Here is a 23,772-nt window from a genome sequence, read left to right as displayed (position 1 = left end):
TCTGTGATGGAAGCACCACAGTTGATTTTATCGCCAAGGCGGGATGCAGGCTGGCCGTTGATGAATACCCCGGAAGAACCCTGAGCGACCTGCATGGAAGGGCCATCTTTATTACAGGCCGCCATACTCTGGGTGGCGATAACCGCGGCCAGACTATTAATAAACACATTCGGGGAACCGGTGAGGAGCGTGCCTGCCTTCGACATGCTGCTGGCACCGGACTCCGCTATGCTGTCGCGTGCTTTTTCTGCCAGCACGCCGGTCCCCCAGCCAACCGCAAAACTGAGGCCAACCAATAACACGCCAACCCCCAGGCAGGAGGAGGCAATCCCCGCCATAAACAACGCGCCGGCAGCAATGCCCCCAACGGCCGCAATCAGCCCACCGACAATGGTGCCGGCAATCATGCCCGCCAAAGCCCCCGAGTGCCCAATCCCATCCCCAACGCGCGCCGCTTCAAACATAACAATGTTCCTTATCGTTACTGGTTAAACGTAAAGCTCCCCAGCAGGGCGTTGAACCGGGATGCATCGACATCAGATAACACGGCGGTTTTCGACAGGGTGAAAACAAGAATGTGTGCGCTATCCAGCGCAAATACCGCCTGCTGCTGCCAGATACGCTGACCATCGCGGAGATAACTTGCCTGGACACTTTCACCTTCCAGCACCTGCTGACCCAGCCAGATCGCCTCACGCGGCTGTGTTTTCCACCCCTTGAGATGCTGCGACATCAGTGCCAGTTGCCGATCGATATAGTCGTTTAGCGACTCCCCCTCATTGAACGTGTCGCGGGTAACCGTAATGGCAGCGTCGCCTTCTTTTCCGGGTACAAATGCATTTACCGTACGATCCTTGTAGCCGTCAGGCAGTGTGATACAGCCCTCGGTAAAGGCACAGTGGGCGGGAGATTGAGTCGTCAAAATAAAAGCCTCGAATAATGATGGGATGCCATAATCGGTAGCCGCCATGTCAATAGGCATAGCGGACAACCTGCTGATTATTTATTCAAATCAATACGATCACTGCCGATCACATCGATGTGCACACCCTTGATCTGAATATTGCCGTTCTTGAAAATGGTCAGTGACCCGCCCCCTGCAGTTGACAGCGTGATATCACCACCGGTCGAGGTGATCGTGATGTCTCCCGTCACCGTCAATTTATCGTTGCCCGTCACGTCCGTTTCACGGCCCGCCCCTATCGCAACTTTCTGCGCCCCCTGAATATCGGTTGCCTGATTTTCGACGATTTTCAGTACCTGATGGCGCCCCACAACACTCACCTGATCCCGCCCGACGTTTTCTGCGTGATCGACGCCCACCCCTGTACTGCGGTTATTGAGCACCACGGTGTTCATGTCCTTCTGGGCGTGGATAAACACCTCTTCCTGCCCGGCCTGGTCTTCGAAGCGCAGCTCGTTGAACCCGGCCCCCTTGTGGGTACTGGTGCGCAGCGAGGTGCGGGTCTTGCTGGCCGGCAGCGGATACGGCGACGGGTTGGTGGCGTGAAAGGTGCGACCGGTCACTATCGGCTGGTCGGGGTCGCCCTCCAGAAAACTCACCACCACTTCATGGCCGATGCGCGGAATGGCGATTAATCCGTACTGCCCGCCGGCCCAGCCCTGACTGACGCGCACCCAGCAGGAGCTCTGGTCATCGCTGGCACCGTAGCGGTCCCACGGGAACTGCAGCTTTACCCGGCCAAATTCGTCGCAGTAAATCTCTTCGCCCGCCGGGCCGACCACAGTGGCAATCTGCGGGCCGTCCACCATCGGCTTGTACGGCATGGCCGCCCGCCAGGTGGTGGTGGCCTTCACCACCTCGAAACTGTTGCTAATGGTGGTCGGCTCGCCGCCACTTTCCTCTTCCAGCGCCTGCGGCTGCTGGCCGCTGTGGGTCACCGCCACCACCTGCCAGGCCAGGTTGAATGCCGGGTTCGGGTGCTCGGTCAGGGTAAAGGTGCCACCCGGCTGTAGTTCAGCGGCGTTGGATTCGCCGCTGCCGGTCATCGCCCCGGCACGCAGCGCGTCCAGCCGGTAGCCGGTAAACGCCTTGCCGCTCGGGTCCTGCTTGAAGCGGCCGGGATAATCAAAGTGCTGGTAGGACTCGCGCTGGTGCGCCAGCTCGCTGCTCATCCTGTTATGCAGCAGCCCGTAGGCCGGCGTTTTGAAGCTGTAATCCTTCAGCGCCACCTCGGCGGTACTGACCGCTTCGGCGTAGCGGAAACGGCGCACATACGCGCCTTCGGTCAACCCCTGCGTAGCGAGATTGAAGAACAGTTCCGGGCCTTTGGTCAGTGCACCGGCGTCATCGGCAAACACCACCCGGTGCTTACCGGCTTCAAACTCGTGGAAATAGAACAGCCCTTCTTCTGCCGCCAGCCGGTTGATGAACGCCAGGTCGCTTTCACGGTACTGCACGCAGTATTCACGTACTGCGTGGTCATGGCGCAGGGCAAAGGCAAAATCGGTGATCCCGGCTTCTTCCAGCAGGGTGCCGATAATCGCGTCCGGTTTTTGGGTCTGGAAGATGCGGGCGTTGGTGCGCAGCCCCAGCCGCCACAGCGCCGGGCGCACCTCGGCCTGGTAGCGGGTGCGGCGAAAGCCGGTGTCGCCCTGGGCAAAGCGGCTGACGATGCCGCTGACCCGGCGCTGCAGTTCGCCTTCATACCACACCAGCAGCTCACATGGCTGGTCCAGCACCGCGCCGAAGTCGATGCCGGGCTGGCTGCTGGCCAGATTGAGCGACAGCGCAAACGGCTGGTTCAGCGCCTCGCTCAGCTCAAAATCCACCACCGCGAAGGTGGTGTCCGGCAACGCGCCGACCTTCACGGTAAACTGCAATCCGGTACTGTTGGCCACCTGACTTTCTCCTTATTCCCTGTCTGCGTCCGCCCTCAGCGATGACCCCTTTCATCGCTCAGGGCAGGCTGACAATGACAACACCCGGACCGAAGTCCGGGTGACGGCGTGAATTACGCTTCGATCGGCGCGCGCCAGTCGTCGGAGCCGGAGGTGCCGGCGACGGTGTGCTCCCAGTCCACCTTGCGGTAGGCCAGCGACACTTCGATCAGCTGGGTGTAATCCTGCTTGGACGGGTCCTGGCAGTGCGGCATCTGGTTGTTGATGTCGACGATGGTGGCGTCGGTCAGGGTGGTGGTGAAGAAATGCTCCTGCTTGCCTTCGACGGAGGTGCGGTACCACTTCAGGGTCACGGTCGGCAGCATTTCACCGGAGGCCAGCGCGTTATACAGCAGCGGCACGGCCTTGTTCAGCGCGACGGTGAACTTGAACGGTTTGTGCACGCGCTGACCGGCTGGCTGACCGGACTGCGGGTCGGTCGGGACGGTGACGATGTGTTTGAATTCCTGCACCAGCATCTCGTCTTCGTGGCCCTGCACGTAGATGTTACCGACGGAGTCGGAGGTGAAGGCACCGGCGGTGATGTTGCCCTGAGTTTTCCCTTCGATGCTGATATAGCATGGAGTTGGCATAGTCTTGCTCCTTGTTGTTGAACGGTTAGTGTGACTTCACTGTTTACAAAGCAATGACTGTGCCAGTTTTTATTTAATTGTTTTTAAAGGGAAAAATAATATCGTCATTTTCCCTAAGTCAAATTTGAGCAAAAAATTGCTCAGACACCCTCGAAACGATGACGATCATTTGCAAAACCTGCCTGAGCAGTCGGATTGTTCTGCAATCTGAGCAAGAAATTGCCTGTGCTTCGCATTTATTCTGATATTTTTACTTAATATTTTAGAGAGGAATATCCTTGAAAGGTCACAGCGATTAATTCAGAACGACAGTTAAAAAAACGCCAATTATTAATCCAGCTAATAATTATTAAAATAACAGAAGGCACTCAAATCTCTTTATTACAGCGCATTTTTCACTTATCTTGCTTAGGCCTTTGGCAAAATCCATTGGCGGGGATTTGCAGCCCCAAACCATGTTTCCCATCAGCGTTCATATGCTGGTGTGCCTGAGTACGTCCGTTATGGCGGTTCAGGCAGGGGAGGATTCGTCCTCGCCGGAACTTGGAAACATGGCCGGTACTGCAAACCCTGTCTGAATCGCCACCAGCAGTAGACTCAGGGTTAATCCTATGACGATGAATAAGCAGGACTGGCATAACGCCGATATCATTGCAGGCCTTCGTAAAAAACACACCACACTGGCTGCTTTGTCCCGACAAGCAGGACTGAGCTCCTCTACTCTCGCTAACGCACTCACACGCTCTTGGCCGAAAGGCGAAAAACTGATTGCCGATGCACTCGGTGTGGAACCCGCCGAAATCTGGCCCAGTCGATACTTTGATGACGAAGGAAATAAACTGGAAAAGAAAATTAGAAATTCTTGATTCCACACCAGGGAAAAACTGCTATAGCAATTTAATGGTTATGAAAAACCCACCAGAGGTACACGGTAATCCCCACATTTTTAGCACTTCCCAGAAGTAGGAACACTATGCGGCTATAGCTAGCTGCCGTGCTAGGGGGATTACCTCTACCTTCTCTACCTTCACATAGGCGATAAAGCTACCTGTGTGGTCACGCCTCCCACCAATCGCTTAACATTATCGCGGACAGAATCAGAGGGGGACTACAGCCTGGGCATTGGTAAACCAGAAGACAGAGTATAGGGTTCAGTAACAAACTGATTTATAAGAAGTCCAACGCATTGATGTACTGACAGGTAGAACCGACTCTCTGTCAACCTGGCAAATAGCTCGGCCACAGCAGGCCATGGCATTAATGAGGCCAGAGAGTACGGATGTTTATCAGGGCTCACAAAGCCGTATAAATATATGTGTGTGACTACGTTGTCAGAAAAAATCAACCCATGCTTATACAGGTCGGTGCCCATATGGTTATAGCGCTTCGTTTTATGGTTCCTTTATTGAACCCTCAACCAGAAAAAATAAAAATAAAAATATTTATAATCAATTAAATACACCATGAACTACAGAGACCCCAGCCCACCACTTACATATCCGGATACGTCCGGGAAAGTCCTTAAAGCCCGCATCCAACCTAGGTTTGCGGGCTTTTTTGTTTCCGTCATTATCCGACGATATCCGGCTAAATCCGCTGATTATTGGTATACGTATTGGTATACGGTACGATATATACCAAAAGGCGTATACCAATCATCAAGGATATCTCCCAATGGCACGGACAACCCGCCCCCTCACCCATACCGAAGTGCAAAAAGCCAAAGCGGCAGACAAAGACCTGACACTGCATGACGGCAACGGGCTATTCCTCTTAGTCAAAATCACCGGGAAAAAACTGTGGCGGTTCCGTTACCAGAAACCAACCACAGGCCAACGTACCATGATTGGTTTTGGCGCTTACCCGGCATTGTCATTAGCCGATGCCCGCGCCATGAGAGACGAAAAACTGTCGTTGTTAGCCAAGGGGATAGATCCACAGGAAAAAATGGCTAAGGAAATCGAAGAAGCGCAAATCGCCGTAGAAAGCCTTTTCATTAATGTTGCGCGTAGCTGGTTCACGCTGAAACAGACCACAGTTAGCACCGACCACGCCAAAAACATTTGGCGGTCACTGGAAAAAGACGTGCTCCCGGCGATTGAAAATATCCCCGTGCAACAAATCAAAGCCCGCACACTGATACAGGCGCTGGAGCCGATTAAAGCCCGTGGCGCACTGGAAACCGTCAGGCGGTTAGTACAACGCATCAACGAAATTATGGTTTACGCGGTTAACACCGGGCTGATTGATGCTAACCCCGCCTCCGGCATTGGTATGGCCTTTGAACGCCCCAAAAAACAGCATATGCCGACCATTCGGCCAGAAGAGCTACCCGCGCTGATGCGCACCATTGCGATGTCTAACCTCTCCATTCCTACCCGCTGCTTGCTGGAATGGCAATTACTGACACTTATTCGCCCGGCTGAAGCCTCCGCCACAGCATGGGCTGAGATCGATATCGAGAAAAAAACGTGGAGCATCCCGGCTGAAAGAATGAAAGCTAAGCGCGATCATATTGTGCCGCTCAGCGAACAGGCACTGGAACTTCTCGACATCATGCACCCTATCAGCGGCAACCGGGAGTATGTTTTCCCCAGCCGTAACGATCCTAAAAAGCCGATGAACAGCCAGACTGCCAACGCAGCACTAAAACGCATCGGCTACGGTGGAAAACTGGTTGCTCATGGTTTACGCTCAATAGCCAGCACCGCCATGAATGAAACCGGTTTTAATCCTGATGTGATTGAAGCGGCGTTAGCGCATTGTGATAAGAATGAGGTTAGACGGGCTTATAACCGCTCTACTTACTTTGAACAGCGTATAGAGTTGATGGAATGGTGGGGGCATTTAGTTAAAAAAATCTGAAAGGAAAACTGATGAGACTATTAAAATTCACTGCATTAAACGTCTATGGATACCTCAACTTCAATATCGACTTTAATAAAGATATATCATTTATCGTTGGTGCCAATGGTTCAGGTAAAAGCACAGCAATTAAATTGATTCAGTCACTATTCACTTTAGATCTTAGAGAACTAACATCGATTCCATTTGAAAGTCTAGATTTAACCTATGAAGACAAAATGAAAAAACAAAGAATAACATCATCGAAAGATAAGATCTTGCTAAAAATAATACATGGTGATGAAAATGAGCCACTGGAAATACCAATAATAAACAAAGAGGAATACATTACATCAGAATATAATGACGAGTTTTATTCTCATATTGAAAGAGAACTACTAACAAAAAAAACATACAAAAAAATAAGAGCAACAATACCCCCAGTGTTTTTAGGATTAGATAGAAAATCTTATGGATTAGAATCTGAGCTATATGATACTGATCTAGGCATTTTAAACCGGAAGGACTTATACACACATAGAAAAATGATGAGTAGGAAAAATTTAGCTATAACAGGAAGTTTAGCTGAGGCTCTTCTATCTGTTCAAATGATATTACAAGAGCAGTATAGAAAAATAAGAGAATTTGAAGATAAACAATCCGTATATTTAAGAGACAGAATACTTAAATCTTCATTTAAATTTTCATCATTTTCTGACATAGATATAAACGAGAATAAACTTAACTGGCAAGATAAGAAAAATATATTAAAAAGACGCGAGGAAATAACAGATGCGGTAAAAAAATAGGAAGCAATGATAAATCATTAATAGTTGACATTGAAAGTTTTTTTGACCAGCTAGAAGAATTATTTAATACATTAAAAAACGATGGTCTGAACGTTGAATGGTTGCTTAACAAAGCTCATATAGACAGAATTTCTGACATATTGGAGGTTATAGATGAATATAACGAGAAAACAGAAAAAATGTCCAAACCCATTAACAACTTCCTAAAATCAATTAATTCATTTTTGATCGACTCAAGAAAAAAAATTGAAGTTAATGCCGTTGGACGACTTACTGTTATAAGAGATGATGGTAAAAAATGCAATATTGATATTCTGTCGTCAGGAGAACGACAGTTATTGGTTTTAATTGCAAATGTAATTCTAAACAAATATACAAACTTAAGCAGAGTTATAATTATTGATGAGCCTGAGATATCTTTGCATTTAAGATGGCAAGAGCGATTCTCAGAAGAAATTATATCTATAAACCCTGAAACTCAATTTATTTTAGCCACCCACTCGCCTGATATTGTCGGTGATCTAACAGAAAAATGCTTACGAGTTGGAGCGTAATTATGTTAGAGCGGAGATTAGCTGCAAAAAAAGCAAAATCAGTTTTTTTCGAAGAAAGAAACACTATTGACATTTATATTGAAGATACTGCTATTGGATATCGAAAAATTTACAAATGCATTTTAAGCCGTTTACTCGGTGAGAATTTCCTGATCAATGACATATTTCCTCTTGGCGGTAAAAGTGCTGTTTTATGCTCTTGGGAGAACGATGAGAACAAAAGAAACAGGCCAAGAATTTATATAGTTGATGGTGATATAGATCTCTTAAGCGGCATTAGAGTATGTCAAGACGGTTTATATACTCTTCCATATTATTGCATAGAGAATCTATTTATTTGTGAAAGATCAATAATAGACATACTAGTTGAAGAAGACCCAGAGAAAGAGCATGATGAGCTTTATGGACTTCTAGATTTTGAAGGATGGGAAAGAGCAAACGAGAAATTACTATTTGATTTATTCATTACATACTCGATTGTGAAAAAACACGCCCCACATTTTACTAATGTTAACTATCAAGTAAGTAAATTAGTAAACAATAATAGAGGTGAATTAGACCCAGAAAAAGTAAAAAGAAGAATATCAGATCTCGATAGAGCCGTTTTAGATAAAATATCAACAGATGAATTAAAAGAAGAGAAAGAGAAAATAATGCTTAATATAAAAGATGACATGAGAATAAAAAAATACATATCTGGAAAAGACTATCTTCTGCCATTAATAATTACGCGTATGAAAAGTATTGTCAACACTAAAATAAGCAATTTAAACTTCAAAAATAGAATATCTAATAAATGTTATTTAGGAGACTTACAAGATATATCAAAAAGTATTTTATACTAAAATGTTATAATCACCCTGTGATATGCCAAGTTAAAAAGACATATCACAGAACAATCATACTCAATGATTTTACCAATAATTGGAAAATAAGTTATAGCATGACTATTTATAAATTAAGTTTAGGTATAATAACTTAATGACAAAAATGACACAGAAAATAATTTTTAAATAAATTATTTCATGAGGATAAGTGGATTGACTGAGCGCAACCAACACACTTGATGTGAGATTTCAAGTCAGGGAATACATTAAACCATTCACGCGCAATTGTGCCCCCGCCACGCCTGCCCGCTTTATGTAGCAGTTTTCATGCAGTTGCATGGAGGCGCTCAGGCCTTGCCAATACTGGCGCGACAGGGCTAATTGAGAGGTAAGTTTCACATGCAAATTCATGCACTGTACACATGCACGATCAAAAAATCGCTAGCCAGAGAAAAAGTCTCAAAAAAAAGCCCGCGCGATGGCGGGCGATATGCTGATATTAAAACCAATGAAATGATAATACTGCTAATTAATTCAATTCGCAGTATTGTGCCCACGCGTTGTTAACGCAGCCTCTTTTTCTTTCAAGTCGCGGAAAAAATTCATTCGGCCGATCGGATTTGCCACGGGGGGAAAATCTGCATGCGGCAACGAAGGTGAATCAAGCCCCAGCACGGACAAGACTGGCTCGTTGTCCATTTCAAAGCGATAGTTATTCGACTTGGCTATCAGGCAGTTGACCACCTGTTCCATGACCACTTTATCGGGTTTTTGATAGGAAAGTCCTTCGGTAAATTCAGACGTGGTGATACCCAGCATGTGCCGCTTTAACGTGATGGCCCGAATCAGTGCTGTACTGATGCGGTCTAACGCCTGGCTTAATTCCCACTCGGCGTAATCACGCAGCGCGCTGGCATGTGCATTACAGCACGCTTTGGCCGATGCATGGCACGTTGCCTGCTGCCGGAGCTGGTCGATTTCCAACTGCGCCAGCAACCCATCATATTCGTTCGCCAGTTCACGCTGTGCCAGACGCTGTAACTGCTGGGCCTTCAGTTCCTCCGTCATTTCCCCACGCGCTTTAAGAAAACGGGTGCGCCATTCGGTATCAGAAAGCTGATTTTCTGCTTTGGTAGCGGCCTGCTGCGCGTTGGCTCGCATCATCGCCGTCGTGATGTTATCCAGTTCACTGGCGTTAGCGAGGTGTGCTTCTCGCTTCTTCAGGTAAGTGTCAGTCATTTTTTTCAGAACATCCGAGATATCAACCGGATTATTGCTTTGTGGCGTTGTCTGGCTCATGGTCGTTCTCCGTATGGGTTATCATCTGGCTGCTATGGTGCAATTCACCACACAACGCCGCTATCTGGGCCGATTGTGCCCATTCCCACACAAGACCGGGTTTATGACAGGTTGCCTCCCTCTATCAACCGCCACACTTTTATAAAACTGTTCACTACTCTTCACCTGAGAGAAAAAACAGATAAATCAACAAATAAAGGGATGAAGAGTGGATATAACACTCATCACCCGGTGTTCATACTGTCCACCTGAATTGTTGACGCTTTTTTCTGGCGAGCGATTTTCAGATGTTTTTTACTATCAATTCAGTCCATATAAATAGCCACAAGTAATTTGATATTTATCGAATGTATAATATTGCCTTATATTGGCAAATATTGGGCAACGTTGAGAATTGACGGTAGTTCCCGACCGCTTTTTGTCCATCAATCTCCTTTTTCCCCTTGTTGCCACCCCTGAAAATATTCACATAATAGCGAGCTACCAGAGAAATCCAGCGCCATCCGGCCAGAGCCGGACGGACATTAACGAGGTAGCGCCCTATGTTGTCAACCACACCCCAAGCTCCCCTTCCCACTGTGCCTCCTATGTCACAGATTCCAGCCAGAGAGCGCTTAATGCGCCTGCCGGAAGTGCTGCACGTTACCGGTATTTCCCGATCGACACTGTACGAACTGAGCAGCCGCAACGCCTTTCCCGCCCGTGTTCCGCTGGGTGGGAAGAACGTCGCATGGGTTGAGTCCGAAATTCATTACTGGGTAGCTGAACGTATCGCCGCCCGCAAACAGGAGGACCACGCATGATCCACTGGCGACGTGCTGACCAACTGCTGAGTCTGTTATGAGTACGCAATTTATCCCCTTCCCCGGCTTGCCTGCCGGGGCTTCTTGGCGTTATAGTTCCATCGCTGTCGCAAAATCGACAGCCGGGATTGGCGTCCTGAATAACTCAACGGCGACACCAGACGCGCCATGCGTCTTTTTTTACGTCGCAGCCTTAGCACACCTGCACAATGTGCGGCACACTTTATGCCGTTACAGCATTCAGATTATGGTGGCTCAGGCGGGGCAGCCTTCGGGCTGGCCGGTGTTCGTTGAGGCCGGTTACGCCAACCCCGTCTGGGCTACCACCCTTGAAATTGGCGTTTCTGGTGGTAGCAGTTTTAGCTACTCAACGGAGACTGCCACATGGCTGCCACCCCAATCCCGTCACACCCGCAATTTACCTTTCTGTTTCTGGCCGTACGCCGCGCGGAATTACGCGCCTTACCGCACCGTGAAGCCGTTATCGCCCCGGATGAAATCAGTGCCCGCCGTTTGCTGGCACGTGACTACGTGTTGTCGTTTGCTGGCCGCCTGCCGCTGCGGGGTACCCGCCATGTTTGATGTCACCCCCCTGACCGCGGAAGAAATTACCGACCAGTGCCGCGCCCTGACCTATGCCGTGATTGAGCTGGATAACCCGATGGCAAAAGAAGTGCTGTTGTTTGTGCTGGCCGAACGCTTAGAAGTGCTCTCGGTCACGCTGGATAGGCCCGACGCTATCGACGACCTGAACGACCCCGACCAGACCGACTCCACACTGCACTGAAGGGCAACACATGGCACAACCTACCGTGACACAGGCCGTGAAACGCGCCAGCAGCCACTGGCCGCAACTCCTCCCCCTGCTGGGGATTTCTATTGACGCAGCCGGGCGGCATAGCGCCTGCCCGATATGCGGTGGCAAAGACCGTTTCCGCTTCGATAACAAAGAGGAGCGCGGCACATGGTTCTGTAACCAGTGTGGCGCGGGTGACGGACTGAATCTGGTTGAGAAAGCCCTGAACCTGACGCCAACCGACGCCGCCCTGAAAGTGGACGCGTTGCTGGGGGCGCTGCCGGATAGCCCGGCAGCATCAACTTCCGACGATGATAACGACGCCGCCCGACAACGGGCGGCAGTTCAGGCACAGGCCAAAATCAAAGAAACGGTTACACAGTCCGGCAATGCCTACCTGAGCGCCAAAGGCTGGCCGGACGTGGACGTACTCACCCTACAGGGCAAACCGCTGCGCGTGGGCGGCATCGTCTATCAGCCCGGTGATGTAATGGTGCCTCTAACCACGCACGATGGCGAGGTGGTAAACATCCAGTTGATTAATGCACAGGGCGACAAACGCACGCTGAAAGGCGGGCAGGTTAAAGGCACGTTTTACTGCTTCAGTGGCAAACAGACCACCATTATCTGGCTGTCTGAAGGCTATGCCACCGGGTTAACACTGCATCGGCTAACCGGTGATACTGTGTATGTCGCACTCAGCGCTAACAACCTGCCATCCCTTGCGCGTGAACTGAAAACACGCCACCCGGCGGCGACCTTGCTGATCGCCGCTGACCGGGACGAGAACGGCACCGGCCAGTCCAAAGCCGGTCAGGCCGCTTCTGCTGTACATGGCCGTGTCGCTCTGCCGCCGGTATTTGGTGACTGGAACGATGTGTACCGCCGTGAAGGCGCAGACGTCACACGGCACTACCTGACTGAGTTTATCCAGCCGGAAAAGGCCAGCCCGTTTGAGTCGCTGGGCGAGGCCGAATTCAAGGCCATGAGCGCCAGTGAGAAAGCGGAGAAGATACGCGACCATTACCGCGACACGCTGGCTATTGATGCTTTTGGGGAAACCTTCTTCCAGTATCAAAACGGTGCATGGAAAGCCTTACCCTACCGCTTGTTAAGCCGGGATATCGCCGCGCTGTTTCAGAAGATACAGGCTCCCTTTACCGCATCCAGCATTGGCAGCGTGTTAGACACCCTGAAACTGATTATCCCCATGCAGGCCAAGCCGCAACGCCGGTTAATCGGCTTTCGTAACGGCGTGTTTGATACCGTCAGCGGGGAGTTTAAGCCACACTGCAGGGAGCACGGGTTGCATACCGTTAATGACGTGGACTACACGCCGTTTAAGGAAGGAGAAAACCTTGCCGACAATGCCCCGCACTTCTGGCGCTGGCTGACCCGTGCGGCAGGGCACAACGAAGATAAACAGGCGCGTATTTTGGCCGCGCTGTTTATGGTGCTGGCAAACTGCTACGACTGGCAACTGTTCCTTGAAGTGACCGGCCCCGGCGGCAGCGGGAAAAGTATTCTGGCCGAGATTGCCACTATGCTGGCCGGCGAGGACAACACCACGGCGGCGACCATCAACACCATTGAATCTTCCCGTGAGCGCGCGTCACTTATTGGTTTTTCATTCATCGTACTGCCTGATCAGGAGAAATGGAGCGGTGATGGTGCCGGTATCAAAGCCATTACCGGCGGCGATGCGGTGATGGTGGACCCGAAATACCGTGATGCCTATTCCACCCGCATTCCGGCAGTGATTCTGGCCGTCAACAACACCCCGATGCGCTTTAGCGACCGCAGCGGCGGCGTGTCTCGCCGCCGGGTGATTATTCACTTCAGCGAGCCCATTCCGGCCAGCGAACGCGACCCCAAGCTGAAAGAGAAAATCCAGGCGGAACTGGCCGTGATGGTGCGTCACCTGATGAAACGCTTTGCCGACCCCAACGATGCACGGACATTGCTACAGGCACAACAACATTCCACCGAAGCGCTGGAAATCAAACGTCAGGCCGATCCATTGGTTGATTTTTGTGGCTACCTACGGGCACACAGTAGCTCCACCGGGCTGTATATGGGAAACGCCAACATCACGCCCCGTAATCCCCGTAAATACCTGTACCACGCCTATCTGTCATTTATGGAGTCGCACGGCCATCAAAAGCCCATCAGCCTGACGGCTTTTGGCAAAGTGCTACCTAACATCATGTCGGAATATGGGCTGACCTACCTCAAGGGCAGAACCAAACAAGGTGTACAAACCAACCTTGAACTGAAAGACGAGTCAGACACCGATTGGCTGCCCAAATGTGACAGGGCTTGATCCCTCATAGACAGCGGCACAGCCGGCTTCGGCCGGTTTTGCCGTGAATACTTTTTCACCAAAAAACTTAGAATATAATTAATCTCAAGATTATAAGTAAAAGTTATATCATGATTGATATATTAGCTGAATATTAAATAATAATAAAATAATCACCAACCACCCACCCTTAACAAATCATTGTCCAAATGATTAACCAGTGATATTTTCCCTCATAACAATGACAATACGGAGAAATACTATGCCATCACTAGGTGTTGCTGAGTTTTCATCAATTGCTGTTAATACCTCACCTCAAACAAAGATCAACAAAATAAAATCCATAGCAAATAGACCAGATTATCATCCGGGTAAGGATTTTTATAAGAAAATAAGAGACGCAATAAAAAGATTAATAGTAAAGAAAGGACATATATCAGAACTCTATGATTTATGCAGAAAAGAAAAAAACTCTTCAAAAAAGATATATTTTGAAAAAATAATCAACGTATTTAATGAGTGGCAATCAGGAAAGAACATTACCGGATTCCCTGCCCCAAAAAGATACTATCACTATGCAAAAACAGATATATCATGCAACTCTGAATTAAACGTAAACCTACAAGGAAAATCAAAATTAGTAAAACTACATTTTAGCAATAGCGAGAAAATGACTCAAGAGAGAGCTAATTTCATTTGCTTTTTAATGGAAAGGGCAATTGGCGATCAGGGTTTTGAATATTCAGTACTTGATCTTACGTCAGGGAAAGAATTTTTCTTTTCGGGAAATAAAGAAAAACAAGAAGTTAGAGTTAATAAAGAAATACAGTTCATTGAAGCCCATTGGGAGGATTGATAACTCACTTAACAGGGACGTTAAAAATTTCTACTATATTATCACCATCCCACTCATTTTATTGTTCTCACTAATAGTCGCAGTCTTTAGCCTCTTAGCTTGTCAGGAGAGAGTGATGAGTCACCGTCACTTTCTGAGTTACTCATCACCCATTAATGCATTGATTATAAATAACAAAACTATCGAGTGAAGAGGGTGAACAGTTTTTCGAAGAATCTTTTTATTTGGGCATGGATGTTCACATGATGAAAGGTGCTTTCCCTCCCTGCCCTTTTAACTCCTGCTGTAACGTGCTCAAGAGTGTTTTTAACTCACCACTCAAATATTGGCTAAATGCCTCACGCCCCAGTGTTCTGTCAAATACCGCTTGTGGCAGGAATCGCCGCATTTCCGCGCTAAAGCGACCATCCCCGACAATCTGCTCAATGCTCTGTATCCGCTGTGCCAATAGATCAGCATAATTTGGGATTCGGTAGTCCTGTATTTTCTTGCGGATCAGGTCGAGATCATAGGTTGCGTTCTGCTGGATTAACCACGGTAAGTCCCAAACGTCACGGTAGCGGATATATTTTGTGGTGGCGACAAGAGAAACCAGTTTGTCGCACATTACTTCATTCAGTGTTTCACACATAACCAATGTATCGGAATAACCATCCGGTAAAACATCATAGTTACGTTTTAATGCCATCGGCGTTCTTGTGTAGGCTGGAATATTGGCGATCTCAATCTTGACTCGCTGCCTTGGCATATCACGTTTTTCCGGTGCCGTGGTAACAGACACTTGCCATTTATCGATACGCACTTCCTCATAACCGGGCTCATGACGTAACTCATGGGGTTCTTTTACGTTTACTTCAAGGCCGTAGCGCCCCCCTAAATACTCTTCAATACAGGTTTTCATGTTCTTCAGGTCTGCACCGGAAAACGCGATCCCCCCGGCAAAATCCAAATCCTCGCTGAACCGATTTCCGCCGTGACACAACCTTAACGAGGTTCCCCCCTGGAAAGTAAGTTGTTCCAGTAAACCCGCACTATCCAGACAGTAAAGAATGTCATAGTGCAAAAGCTCCTTTTCCACCACGTTACGAAGACCTTCAGGCTCGGCCGATTCCATCGCTTTGCTGACCAGCTCGGCAAAGTTAACTTTCTGATTCATGGTATAGCTCCGATTCGTCGATCAGATGGGTGTTACGTCCGACACGGCGTAAATCCCTCACCGCGGTTTGTTTAGTCGCTTGCCGTAATGGGGAATTACCAAAATAGGTATCCTGCAAAATCTGCTCAGGCGACCTCTTGGTATGGGTAAATTCGATCACACCGAAAGGCGTTTTATGTTCTTCTGAACGTCCTGTTGTCATTACCGTGATCCGGCCAATCGGGATTTGAGAAATGACGCCATACTCAGACAGCGCTGATTCAAGGCTGAGATAGTTATACTCGCCACGTCGCAGCGCTAACACGATGCGCTCAAGCGTATAGGCGTCTTTGCTTTTGGCATGGTTATAGACGTACACCCCGCGAATCGCACGGGTCAGAATGTCATCTTTCACTAGTCGATTTAGCCCGGCATTAAACGCTCTGGGGCGATCTTCATGAAAAATTTTGGCTAAATCGCGGGAAGTGAAAACATAGCGCCCTTGCTTATCGAATGCGTTTAAACGTTCAATAGCCGTGATTCTGTCCATTCACAAGTCCACATGAAAACCACATAATTATGTTATTCACGTATACTTGAATAATCTCACTCAGTCAAGTACACACGAAAATCACCAAAAAGTGATATTCGCGTGCACTTATGAAAATGGCGTGGAAGAAGGTGATGAAAAGACGTTGCCTGACAAGGCAAGCCTCAGACAAAAACGCCCCATCACTTTTCAACATTGGTATACGTTTAGGTATACACACAAAGTCTGAATTCATATTTATATGATTAATATCATAATATTACGTTGAAAATTCAGATTCCCCCAGCTCTACAGAAATCTACTGAGATTTGCTAGAAGCTCTACTCGTTATGGCACCCTTTTTGGGACCCACATGAAAGAGTCTCCAAAAGGGTAAAACTCACAAAGAAGCTTACTGATACAGAAATAAAGAATTGAAGTGGTTAAGTATTTCCGTCCCCTAACTAGGGTGTTCTGCTATTGCAGTATGGTTTATCACTGACGAAAAACACCTCGTTGAATCGCCCGCCAGACAACAACAATCAAATAATATAAAAACAATAAATTACATTTCATTCAGGCGAATTCAAAGCTAAACAATCACGGGGTAATTTGATAAAAACAGAGAGAGAACAATAAGCTTTACGATAAAATTGAGGGTTGCGTATTCAATGCGATGTTACGTTATTTGTAATGATTGTTTGTAACAGTACCAATTAAATTTGCAACAAAAGCAGAGGTTTTATTAAGACAACTCTTATGTAAACCAAAGCCAACAATTGTAAATTTAGTTCAATAAAAATTAAAAGAGGAAATGTAATAAATAAATTTTGGGTGACTACCCAAGAGCGGTAGCGTTGTTAAATGAATGGGTTAACATGCAATAATTCGTGAATATAATTAGGCATAAAAAGACATAATTCACTTTTAATTTAATATTTTAAACATGCATTAAAAAATAAACATGCCTTTGAAAAAATTAGTGCTTTAAGTGAGTGACACATTACTGGCGTCAACAAAAAACAGCGTAATCCTATTTATCACCAGTAAGGTATTGTAATAAAGATGTTTCTTAAATTTCATACAGCAGATGATTTTGATAATGAAGAGATCAAGCGTGAAGATAAAGATTAATGTAACCGTGGCGCTGGCGTTTTTTCTGTCTGGATGTATAGCAAAAACACCTAATCAAAAAACACATGGAAACCCCCATACACCGGAAAATATCGAAAACATGTCTTCTACTATCGCCGGGCTTACTTATTTAAAGCAGCAGTGCGGCTACCAACATTTAGGTACGGAGGAAAACATTATCAACAGCGTAGTGATACTTGCCAGCCGCAAATGGGGTACGGCCTTTGACCAGGACGAAAAAGATAACATTACCCGTTTCAGCCGGGAAAGTTACACTATTCTTGTTGAAAATTATCGTGATAGCAAAGGTTGTGGCGTGCTGACCAGAAACCTTCAGGAAATTATAAAGCAGGGTTTTGGCACGTAATATACCCAAAATAATGCGAGTTGCAGGACAACCGGCTGGCGTGTTGAACAACGCAACGCGTTGGCCCTTTATGGCAAAGCTCATTCGAGCCTTGTCACGCAGCAAGAGCCTGAAAAATTCGTTGGGAACGAATTGGACCAGCCAACGGCTGGCAGGAATATTTTCAGGCCAGAATCCATCGCAAGCGAGTATGAGTTTTCAGGAAGTACTGTACTTGAAATAACAACGCTGGCGATCACGTAGGTGACCGATTAAATAAGGTGATTATGATGATCTTAAAGAAGCGATTACTGAATATGCTGTGTTTACCGATTGTTATCAGCCTGGGAAGCATAAATCCGTCTTATGCTGCTCTTAGCCAAGCGCAATGGAACAATATGATATTTGGATTAGTTGCCGGAGGGACCTGGGCTGGCTGGGGTATGTTAAATGCTGTGCTGTCTTATATCGAAAGAGGCCGCGGCCCGCTGACTATAGCAGATGGCGCCAATATTTTTGGAACCATCTGTGGTGCAAGTGCCGCTTCTGCCTTCAGGTCATGGAGCCCGCCTACCGACGCACTCAGTGCGGCTAATCTTATGCTGGCCGCCACCAAAGCGGGTTCCGTTGTTGCTTCTTCAACAACATGTCATTGGTTAGGCACCTCATTTCTAACGTTCTATTTCGATATTGAACAGCACCAAGCCAACAAAATTAGAGGCTATAACAGACTCACTCTTGACAGTAGAGTTCGAACTGTAGAAATGTATAAAAACATACTGGTTGATAAAATTGTTGCCGCCGCTACGAGCGAACGGAATGCTAAGGAGTTAGCCTCAAGATATAAAACGCAATGTCCATACGGTCCGCGGTCAACTACGCGTTGTTATAAAGTAGCCACAATATTAGACAACCTGCAAAGACAAGCAGAAGCAGAAGCAGACAAGCTTGTTGCCAGGCAGGCAGCATGGGATGTTGCCGAAGCAGAAGTGGAACTGGCAAAGTTGGAGGGTAACTGGATCAACAATCGATACAACACGATCCCCCCTCGTCCACGATAAGTTTAACAAAAATACACGACAGTTTTCCGTCAGCGACACCCGGAATTTTCCCGGCAATGTCGGGGAAATTCCGGCACTGTTTGTATAATTTCGCTGGCTGACTGGCGCAAGAGAATCACGCCGCCAGGTGTGCCGGTTATAGGCAACGCTATGTCCCCCAGGTCTTGTTAATAATGTTTTGGCCGTTAATACTATCATTCTGGCTGTGCAGATATCCCCGTTTGTAATCCACAACAGAAAAACTCTCAAGCGCCGTATAAAAACCATTATTGGATGAATACACGCGCGCGTCGCCGTCAACGGTGAAACCTAAATGGAATCCTTTTATCATATTATTAAAAACATTAAATTCACCATAACGAAATAACCCAGGCGCGCGAACATAGAGGTTGTAGTAGTAATTATTGCAGATAGTGATTCGGGGCTTGCCTTTAAATCTACTGTTGCCATCAACAGGATAACCGAAAATACAACCGTATCGATGATTGGCAAAAACACAGTAGGAAATAGTAATGAAATCAGCGTCCTCTCCAAAATAGATATGCTTATCTTCCGCGCCATCATTAACCGACCACTCATGCCCCACGAAGTTACAATGATCCAACCAGTAACCTTCACCCGAGCTGACCCTCAGTTGAATATCGTTATTGCCGTTAATTTTCTTATCATGCAGGAAAGTCAGATTCTTGATGATGACGTTCCCCACGTTATTGTCGGCGATCAGGTAAATATTATTAAGCGTAATTGCTGGATTGCGGCCGACTAAGGTTTTATTCGACCCCAGTAAGATAATGTGCTTATCAGGTGTATTCAGCGTGCTGGTGATAACAATATTTTTATGCTCCGGGCCGGCAAGATGAAAAGCCAGCGCGTTGACGTTGTCAACATAGACAATTTGGCCTCCCACTCCCCCTCCGCTCACCTGTTTCATCCTGGCATACCCGGTTACACCACTATCAGACTGGGCCGTTCTGGCGTAGGGAAATACGGGCAGCAACACAGCAAGCTTAAGTAAATGCCGCCGTGAAAAAACGGTATCCATCGCAGATATAACCGTGTTCTTTCGCATCGTAGCCTCGCTTATTCAGTCGGGGTTGAAGAATGTAACACCACATGCATCAGGCGAATGTCGCCGGGTTCGTTCGCCGGCACCGCGTCCAGTTGAACCACGCTGATGCCATACTGCTGTTGAAGATCACTAAGCCAGACAAACAACGCATCGAAATGGACCACCACAGCAGATGCGAGCACCGCCTCTCGCGGGTGGTACTGAAATGCGGCGGCGAGATCGGCTGGCGGCGCAGAGCGCCGGAGGGCTTCCTGCAACGGCAACGCAAGCGTCTTTTTGTCGGGTCTGGCTGCAAGCCATACGGTGAAATCCTGCTGCTGTGCGACCCAGACGCTGGCTTGATGCAACTGTGCGGATTTTTCGCCAACGTGCACCAATAGAGCCGAGAGAAGAATGACGATGGCCCCCATTGCAGCCAGCCAGCGCCGCTGGGCCCGGGTGAACGCGCGCCATGCGTACGAGACCGCATTCACTGCAACCGCCTTATGACGAGGGTGACGTGAATTTTTTCGGCCTGGGCCTCATGAACAACCACACTCACGTTGGCAGGAGCCGTATGAATGAGATTTCTGACTTCTGTTTCCGGCAGGAGAACATCAATCCGAAGTTGACGCTGCGACGCATCGAATTGCAGGCGGGTAATCACTGGGTCGTGGAATCGTTGGCTCAGGGGTAAATAATCGGCCAACCGATCAAAGAAGTTGCTCTCACCACTCACCACGAGCTGCTGTTGACGATCGCGGATTAATCGCTCCAGCACCGGTAACGAAGCACCGGCGTCGCCGATAGGCTGATGAGCATAAAACGCCTGCAAAAATGCCGTGTCACGCTGTATTTGATAGCCCACTATTCCCAACCCGCTCGCCAGCGCAAGTATCGCCGCGGCCAACAGCGCCAGGCTGATGGCCGCGATATAGCGGTGCCATGACCGTATATGCGTAATGTGCAGAGAACCTGGCAGGCCGCGCAACAGATTAACATCGACACGTTCAGGTGGTGCAAGACGCTGGGCATCCGACAAGGCCGGATGTTGCGCCGCCCAGCACACGGCCTCCACCGGAGGCGGACCGTAGAGCGATACCGATTCCGGCGCGGCAATATGAGGCAGCAACGTCTGAACCGACACCGCAGGCAGCCAGTATCCAGCCCCCTTGCTAAAACGCAGCAACCAACGCGGTTCTGCCCACGCTAAAACGATGGGGGCATCAGGCAGGCTCAACCATTCAGGCAGAATCTGCTTCACGTTAAGCCCTGCTGTTTGCACCTCATCCCATACCGCCGATAGCCACGCGCACGAACAGCCGAATATCAACCGACTGCTGCGATCAATCCGCCACCAGTGAAAGTCAGTAGCAGGCTGCCCCAGCTTATCTTCAATCAGCAGCGCCAGTTGTGCGGCCGATAGCGCGACGTTTCCCGTGACGCTAACCGTTTCCAGCACGCTCTGCTCGGCAGGGATCCATAAAATGGCGTCATCCTCTCGCCGGGCGGCGGCAGGCAGCGTTAATTCCGCCAGGCTGCCGGCCTCTCCCCGATGAATCGGCTCACCACTGTCGGCAGAGCACCACCACCATCGTACTCTTCCACGCGGAGAAGACGGCAACAGGATCGACAACCGAGCCGTTTTCTTTTGCTTAAAGAACATCACGCTCACCAGAATCAATAAAATAGCGGCGGCGGTACACCAACGCCTGGCCTTGATAAAAATAGAGCAAGGTCGCAAGGCCGAGGTTATGGCCGTCAGAGGAGAGGGTCAGGGTTAAGAGGTAGTGGTGGCTGCCAAAATTAAGGTAGCGATTATCGTGTGCTAAAGCCGGCGGCAGTTCCTTTACCCCACGCCACCCTGTAGCAGGCCGGCTCCGTAATAACGACTCAAGCGGCGCCTGTTTATCGGTAATATGCAGCACCTCGGCCAACAGCGGCAGCGTCTCACGGGTTATCGCATTGATGTTGATTTTAAATACGTCAGACGTTTCCGACAGTGAAAAAATTGGCCACACACAGCTTATCCGCTGCAAGAAAGCCCTTTCCGCCGCCGGCAACGGAAGCTGGCTCAACTGGCTGATATCGCTAAATTCCGCGCCGTTTAGCCTGGTTTTGAGCACATCCTGCGATGGAAGGGGCGAAAAACCCTGCTTTGCTAATACGGCATCGATCCAGTCGCGGGCTATATTTTTACGAACGCCGATGCGGTCAAATTTCTTCGCCTCAATCAGCAGCCAGTTGAGATTAAAACAGCCCGATAAATCTTTTACCTGATAGCGGATCGCCTGACCGCTACTGTCTTGCGTGGCGCCCGTTGCGGCAAGCGCACCGGTAATAAGCTGGCTATGATGCTGAGCCAACTGCGCGCGCAGGCTTTGCGCTATTACCGACTCTGCACTCAACAACGCCCAGCGCTGGTTCATCTGTTGGCGATGGTGACGCAGCGAATAATGCACAAGCAGGCTATTCTGCATCACTCCCGCCAGTAAAAGCATACCGATCAACACCACCAGCATCACCATCAGCAGGATAATGCCTTTTTGGTCATCAGCACGCGTCATGGTACGCCCCTTAGCAAAATCAGCCGCTGATACGTTCCCAAATCGCTAAGGGTTACGGTGAATTCAATGGCGCTGGGCGGCAAAGACTGCCAACCGGTCTCGTTTTGCCAACTGCCCTGCTGGTAAAAACGCAGACGCCAGCTCTGCACGCCGGTCAGAATCGCTTGCCAGCGGGGAGCGAGCGATGTTTGTCGGTAAATCACGCCGTCCTGCAAGCGCCACGCGATCCGCATGGTCGATGTCCGTTGAGAAAGCAGGCCGCTACTGAATGCCAGCCCACTCAACTGGCTCCCGTCCAGCGGCTCAGTAAACAGCAATATGTTCCCGCCCGCCCGTTTAAATGGGACGAGGTTAGAAAGGTCCTGATGCATCTGCTGCACGCCCGCCACCAGCATAGTGATATGCTGCTGCCGGAGGCGTAAACGCTGGCTTCCGCTAGTCAGCTCTCGCAGTATAAAGAGTGCGCTCACCAGCAGTACCGAGGCAACGGCGACGGAAAGCAGCACCTCTAAAAGCGAAAATCCTCTCTGGGTCTGTTTCATGGCGGCGCAATACTGAGCTGGACTAGCGGCTGCGACTGCGTGGCATTAAAGACCCTGACCTGCAGCAGCCTCATGCCTGACGGCGCGACGTCCTGCGTGTAGCCCAATTCCCAGCGCCAGCGTTCATTGCCCATCACGCTACTGCCCGACGCTTGCTCGCCGCCGGCGGATAACGGCGTCAGGCGGGAGAGAACCAGAATATTATCTGCGACCCAGCCTGCGATAATCGCCTCCTGGGTGTACGCAGTCATCGCCATCTGCTGAGAAACAACGCGAAGAATAGCGCTGCCGCACAGCGCCAGAATAAACACAGCGATTAATACTTCCAGCAAAATTATCCCTCTGACTTTTTTATTATTAGTCATAAGGCACCTCTCGCTTTTTTATTTCAAAACAGCGGCTATTTCGTCCAGTTGCCAATATCATCTGCGGTGCCGGCTTTTTCATCCGGTCCTGAAGAGTAAATATCGACATCCTTATGCTGACCTGGGTTAGCATAATAGTAGGCATGTCCCCAAGGGTCTTTGGGAAGTTCGGATACATAACCGCCGCTCAGGCTTGCGCGGTTTTTTTCTGCCGTCAGCGCAGACAATCCCTCCAGTTCTTCCGGGAAGCGATTATGGTCGAGGTGATACATCTCTAGTGCGTTTTCAATGGCGCTGATATCCGCTTTGGCTTTTTGAATATTGGCTCGCTGTTTACTCCCCATGATATTGGGAATGATCAGGGTGGTCATTAATCCAATAATGACAATAACAACCATAATCTCCATCAAGGTAAAACCTTGCTGGACGCTTTTAATGCGCCGATATGACATAACTATTTA

General features: G+C 48.7%; 26 protein-coding genes and 1 pseudogene. 13 read left to right on the top strand and 14 right to left on the bottom strand.

The genetic code is table 11. The features are described 5' to 3' along the window. From FDP13_RS18880 to FDP13_RS18865, 4 genes are all read right to left on the bottom strand, one after another. On the bottom strand, positions 1 to 464 hold a 464-nt coding region (locus FDP13_RS18880), incomplete at its 3' end, for a PAAR domain-containing protein (protein ID WP_199886357.1). 17 nt (positions 465 to 481) lie between these two features. Next, positions 482 to 922, bottom strand: coding sequence for a DcrB-related protein (locus tag FDP13_RS18875; RefSeq protein WP_143840143.1), 441 nt, complete (start codon positions 920 to 922; stop codon positions 482 to 484). A gap of 77 nt (positions 923 to 999) precedes the next feature. Beyond that, a complete protein-coding gene (tssI, locus tag FDP13_RS18870) occupies positions 1,000 to 2,862 on the bottom strand; it encodes a type VI secretion system tip protein TssI/VgrG (protein ID WP_143840137.1) in 1,863 nt (620 codons plus the stop codon). A gap of 113 nt (positions 2,863 to 2,975) precedes the next feature. Next, on the bottom strand, positions 2,976 to 3,494 hold the full coding sequence (locus FDP13_RS18865; RefSeq protein WP_012768188.1) for an Hcp family type VI secretion system effector: 519 nt from the start codon (positions 3,492 to 3,494) through the stop codon (positions 2,976 to 2,978). A gap of 611 nt (positions 3,495 to 4,105) precedes the next feature. On the opposite strand from FDP13_RS18865, the gene FDP13_RS18860 reads away from it, so the two are divergent. The 5 genes from FDP13_RS18860 to FDP13_RS18840 all read left to right on the top strand — a co-directional run bounded on the left by FDP13_RS18860 (position 4,106) and on the right by FDP13_RS18840 (position 8,546). Beyond that, entirely contained in the window at positions 4,106 to 4,360 is a 255-nt protein-coding gene (locus FDP13_RS18860; RefSeq protein ID WP_019846185.1) for a helix-turn-helix transcriptional regulator, read from the top strand. An 808-nt stretch (positions 4,361 to 5,168) separates the two neighbouring features. After that, positions 5,169 to 6,359, top strand: coding sequence for an integrase domain-containing protein (locus FDP13_RS18855; protein ID WP_143840142.1), 1,191 nt, complete (start codon positions 5,169 to 5,171; stop codon positions 6,357 to 6,359). 11 nt (positions 6,360 to 6,370) lie between these two features. Then, complete coding sequence (locus FDP13_RS18850) at positions 6,371 to 7,147, top strand: hypothetical protein (RefSeq protein WP_143840136.1); 777 nt, start codon at positions 6,371 to 6,373, stop codon at positions 7,145 to 7,147. After that, positions 7,105 to 7,701 (top strand): AAA family ATPase, encoded by a 597-nt coding sequence (locus FDP13_RS18845; RefSeq protein ID WP_143840135.1) that lies wholly within the window; start codon positions 7,105 to 7,107, stop codon positions 7,699 to 7,701. The genes FDP13_RS18850 and FDP13_RS18845 overlap by 43 nt, the downstream gene beginning before the upstream one ends. 2 nt (positions 7,702 to 7,703) lie before the next feature. Further along, the gene (locus FDP13_RS18840; protein ID WP_199886356.1) at positions 7,704 to 8,546 is read left to right on the top strand and encodes a DUF4435 domain-containing protein; all 843 of its coding nucleotides are present in this window, start codon (positions 7,704 to 7,706) and stop codon (positions 8,544 to 8,546) included. Positions 8,547 to 9,062: 516 nt separating this feature from the next. Here the strand turns inward: FDP13_RS18840 and FDP13_RS18835 are convergent. After that, positions 9,063 to 9,827, bottom strand: a complete 765-nt coding sequence (locus FDP13_RS18835) for a capsid size determination protein (RefSeq protein WP_143840133.1) — start codon at positions 9,825 to 9,827, stop codon at positions 9,063 to 9,065. Positions 9,828 to 10,369: 542 nt separating this feature from the next. Here FDP13_RS18835 and FDP13_RS18830 point away from each other — a divergent pair. The 6 genes and pseudogenes from FDP13_RS18830 to FDP13_RS18805 all read left to right on the top strand — a co-directional run bounded on the left by FDP13_RS18830 (position 10,370) and on the right by FDP13_RS18805 (position 14,584). Continuing rightward, on the top strand, positions 10,370 to 10,630 hold the full coding sequence (locus FDP13_RS18830) for an AlpA family transcriptional regulator (RefSeq protein ID WP_143840132.1): 261 nt from the start codon (positions 10,370 to 10,372) through the stop codon (positions 10,628 to 10,630). A 37-nt stretch (positions 10,631 to 10,667) separates the two neighbouring features. Further along, positions 10,668 to 10,976: pseudogene (locus FDP13_RS18825) on the top strand (ash family protein); the annotation flags it as partial. A 38-nt stretch (positions 10,977 to 11,014) separates the two neighbouring features. After that, positions 11,015 to 11,212 (top strand): host cell division inhibitor Icd-like protein, encoded by a 198-nt coding sequence (locus tag FDP13_RS18820; protein ID WP_038921792.1) that lies wholly within the window; start codon positions 11,015 to 11,017, stop codon positions 11,210 to 11,212. Beyond that, a complete protein-coding gene (locus FDP13_RS18815) occupies positions 11,205 to 11,417 on the top strand; it encodes a hypothetical protein (RefSeq protein WP_143840141.1) in 213 nt (70 codons plus the stop codon). The genes FDP13_RS18820 and FDP13_RS18815 overlap by 8 nt, the downstream gene beginning before the upstream one ends. A gap of 10 nt (positions 11,418 to 11,427) precedes the next feature. Next, positions 11,428 to 13,749 carry a primase-helicase zinc-binding domain-containing protein gene (locus FDP13_RS18810; protein ID WP_143840131.1) on the top strand — a complete coding sequence of 774 codons (2,322 nt, stop codon included), beginning with the start codon at positions 11,428 to 11,430 and terminating at the stop codon, positions 13,747 to 13,749. 241 nt (positions 13,750 to 13,990) lie between these two features. Beyond that, entirely contained in the window at positions 13,991 to 14,584 is a 594-nt protein-coding gene (locus tag FDP13_RS18805; protein ID WP_143840130.1) for a hypothetical protein, read from the top strand. Between the two features lie 238 nt (positions 14,585 to 14,822). On the opposite strand, the gene FDP13_RS18800 is transcribed toward FDP13_RS18805, so the two are convergent. Then, complete coding sequence (locus tag FDP13_RS18800; RefSeq protein ID WP_143840129.1) at positions 14,823 to 15,740, bottom strand: nucleotidyl transferase AbiEii/AbiGii toxin family protein; 918 nt, start codon at positions 15,738 to 15,740, stop codon at positions 14,823 to 14,825. Next, a complete protein-coding gene (gene abiEi / locus FDP13_RS18795) occupies positions 15,724 to 16,269 on the bottom strand; it encodes a type IV toxin-antitoxin system AbiEi family antitoxin (RefSeq protein WP_143840128.1) in 546 nt (181 codons plus the stop codon). Before abiEi ends, FDP13_RS18800 begins: the two co-directional genes overlap by 17 nt. 1,096 nt (positions 16,270 to 17,365) lie before the next feature. On the opposite strand from abiEi, the gene gspS reads away from it, so the two are divergent. Beyond that, on the top strand, positions 17,366 to 17,749 hold the full coding sequence (gene gspS, locus FDP13_RS18790; RefSeq protein WP_234424438.1) for a type II secretion system pilot lipoprotein GspS: 384 nt from the start codon (positions 17,366 to 17,368) through the stop codon (positions 17,747 to 17,749). 266 nt (positions 17,750 to 18,015) lie between these two features. Beyond that, positions 18,016 to 18,789: a hypothetical protein gene (locus FDP13_RS18785; RefSeq protein ID WP_143840126.1), complete on the top strand. Its 774-nt coding sequence runs from the start codon at positions 18,016 to 18,018 to the stop codon at positions 18,787 to 18,789. Between the two features lie 148 nt (positions 18,790 to 18,937). Here the strand turns inward: FDP13_RS18785 and FDP13_RS18780 are convergent, their stop codons facing one another. From FDP13_RS18780 to gspG, 7 genes are read right to left on the bottom strand one after another with little or no spacing between them, the layout of a single operon-like run. After that, positions 18,938 to 19,858, bottom strand: a complete 921-nt coding sequence (locus tag FDP13_RS18780; protein ID WP_143840125.1) for a pectate lyase — start codon at positions 19,856 to 19,858, stop codon at positions 18,938 to 18,940. A gap of 11 nt (positions 19,859 to 19,869) precedes the next feature. Next, on the bottom strand, positions 19,870 to 20,331 hold the full coding sequence (gene gspM, locus FDP13_RS18775; protein ID WP_143840124.1) for a type II secretion system protein GspM: 462 nt from the start codon (positions 20,329 to 20,331) through the stop codon (positions 19,870 to 19,872). Further along, positions 20,328 to 21,503, bottom strand: coding sequence for a type II secretion system protein GspL (gene gspL / locus FDP13_RS18770; RefSeq protein ID WP_143840123.1), 1,176 nt, complete (start codon positions 21,501 to 21,503; stop codon positions 20,328 to 20,330). Before gspL ends, gspM begins: the two co-directional genes overlap by 4 nt. Beyond that, a complete protein-coding gene (locus FDP13_RS18765; protein WP_143840122.1) occupies positions 21,493 to 22,404 on the bottom strand; it encodes a type II secretion system protein GspK in 912 nt (303 codons plus the stop codon). The genes gspL and FDP13_RS18765 overlap by 11 nt, the downstream gene beginning before the upstream one ends. Then, complete coding sequence (locus FDP13_RS18760; protein ID WP_143840121.1) at positions 22,401 to 22,946, bottom strand: type II secretion system protein GspJ; 546 nt, start codon at positions 22,944 to 22,946, stop codon at positions 22,401 to 22,403. Before FDP13_RS18760 ends, FDP13_RS18765 begins: the two co-directional genes overlap by 4 nt. Beyond that, on the bottom strand, positions 22,943 to 23,311 hold the full coding sequence (locus FDP13_RS18755) for a type II secretion system protein GspI (RefSeq protein WP_143840120.1): 369 nt from the start codon (positions 23,309 to 23,311) through the stop codon (positions 22,943 to 22,945). The genes FDP13_RS18760 and FDP13_RS18755 overlap by 4 nt, the downstream gene beginning before the upstream one ends. Positions 23,312 to 23,346: 35 nt before the next feature. Beyond that, entirely contained in the window at positions 23,347 to 23,763 is a 417-nt protein-coding gene (gene gspG / locus FDP13_RS18750) for a type II secretion system major pseudopilin GspG (protein ID WP_012770978.1), read from the bottom strand. Positions 23,764 to 23,772 lie beyond the last annotated feature (9 nt).

The sequence above is a fragment of the Dickeya sp. ws52 genome (assembly GCF_007210685.1).
GTDB lineage: Bacteria > Pseudomonadota > Gammaproteobacteria > Enterobacterales > Enterobacteriaceae > Dickeya > Dickeya chrysanthemi.
Note: the sequence above shows the minus strand (reverse complement) of the source record. Positions and strands in the feature narration are given on the sequence as shown.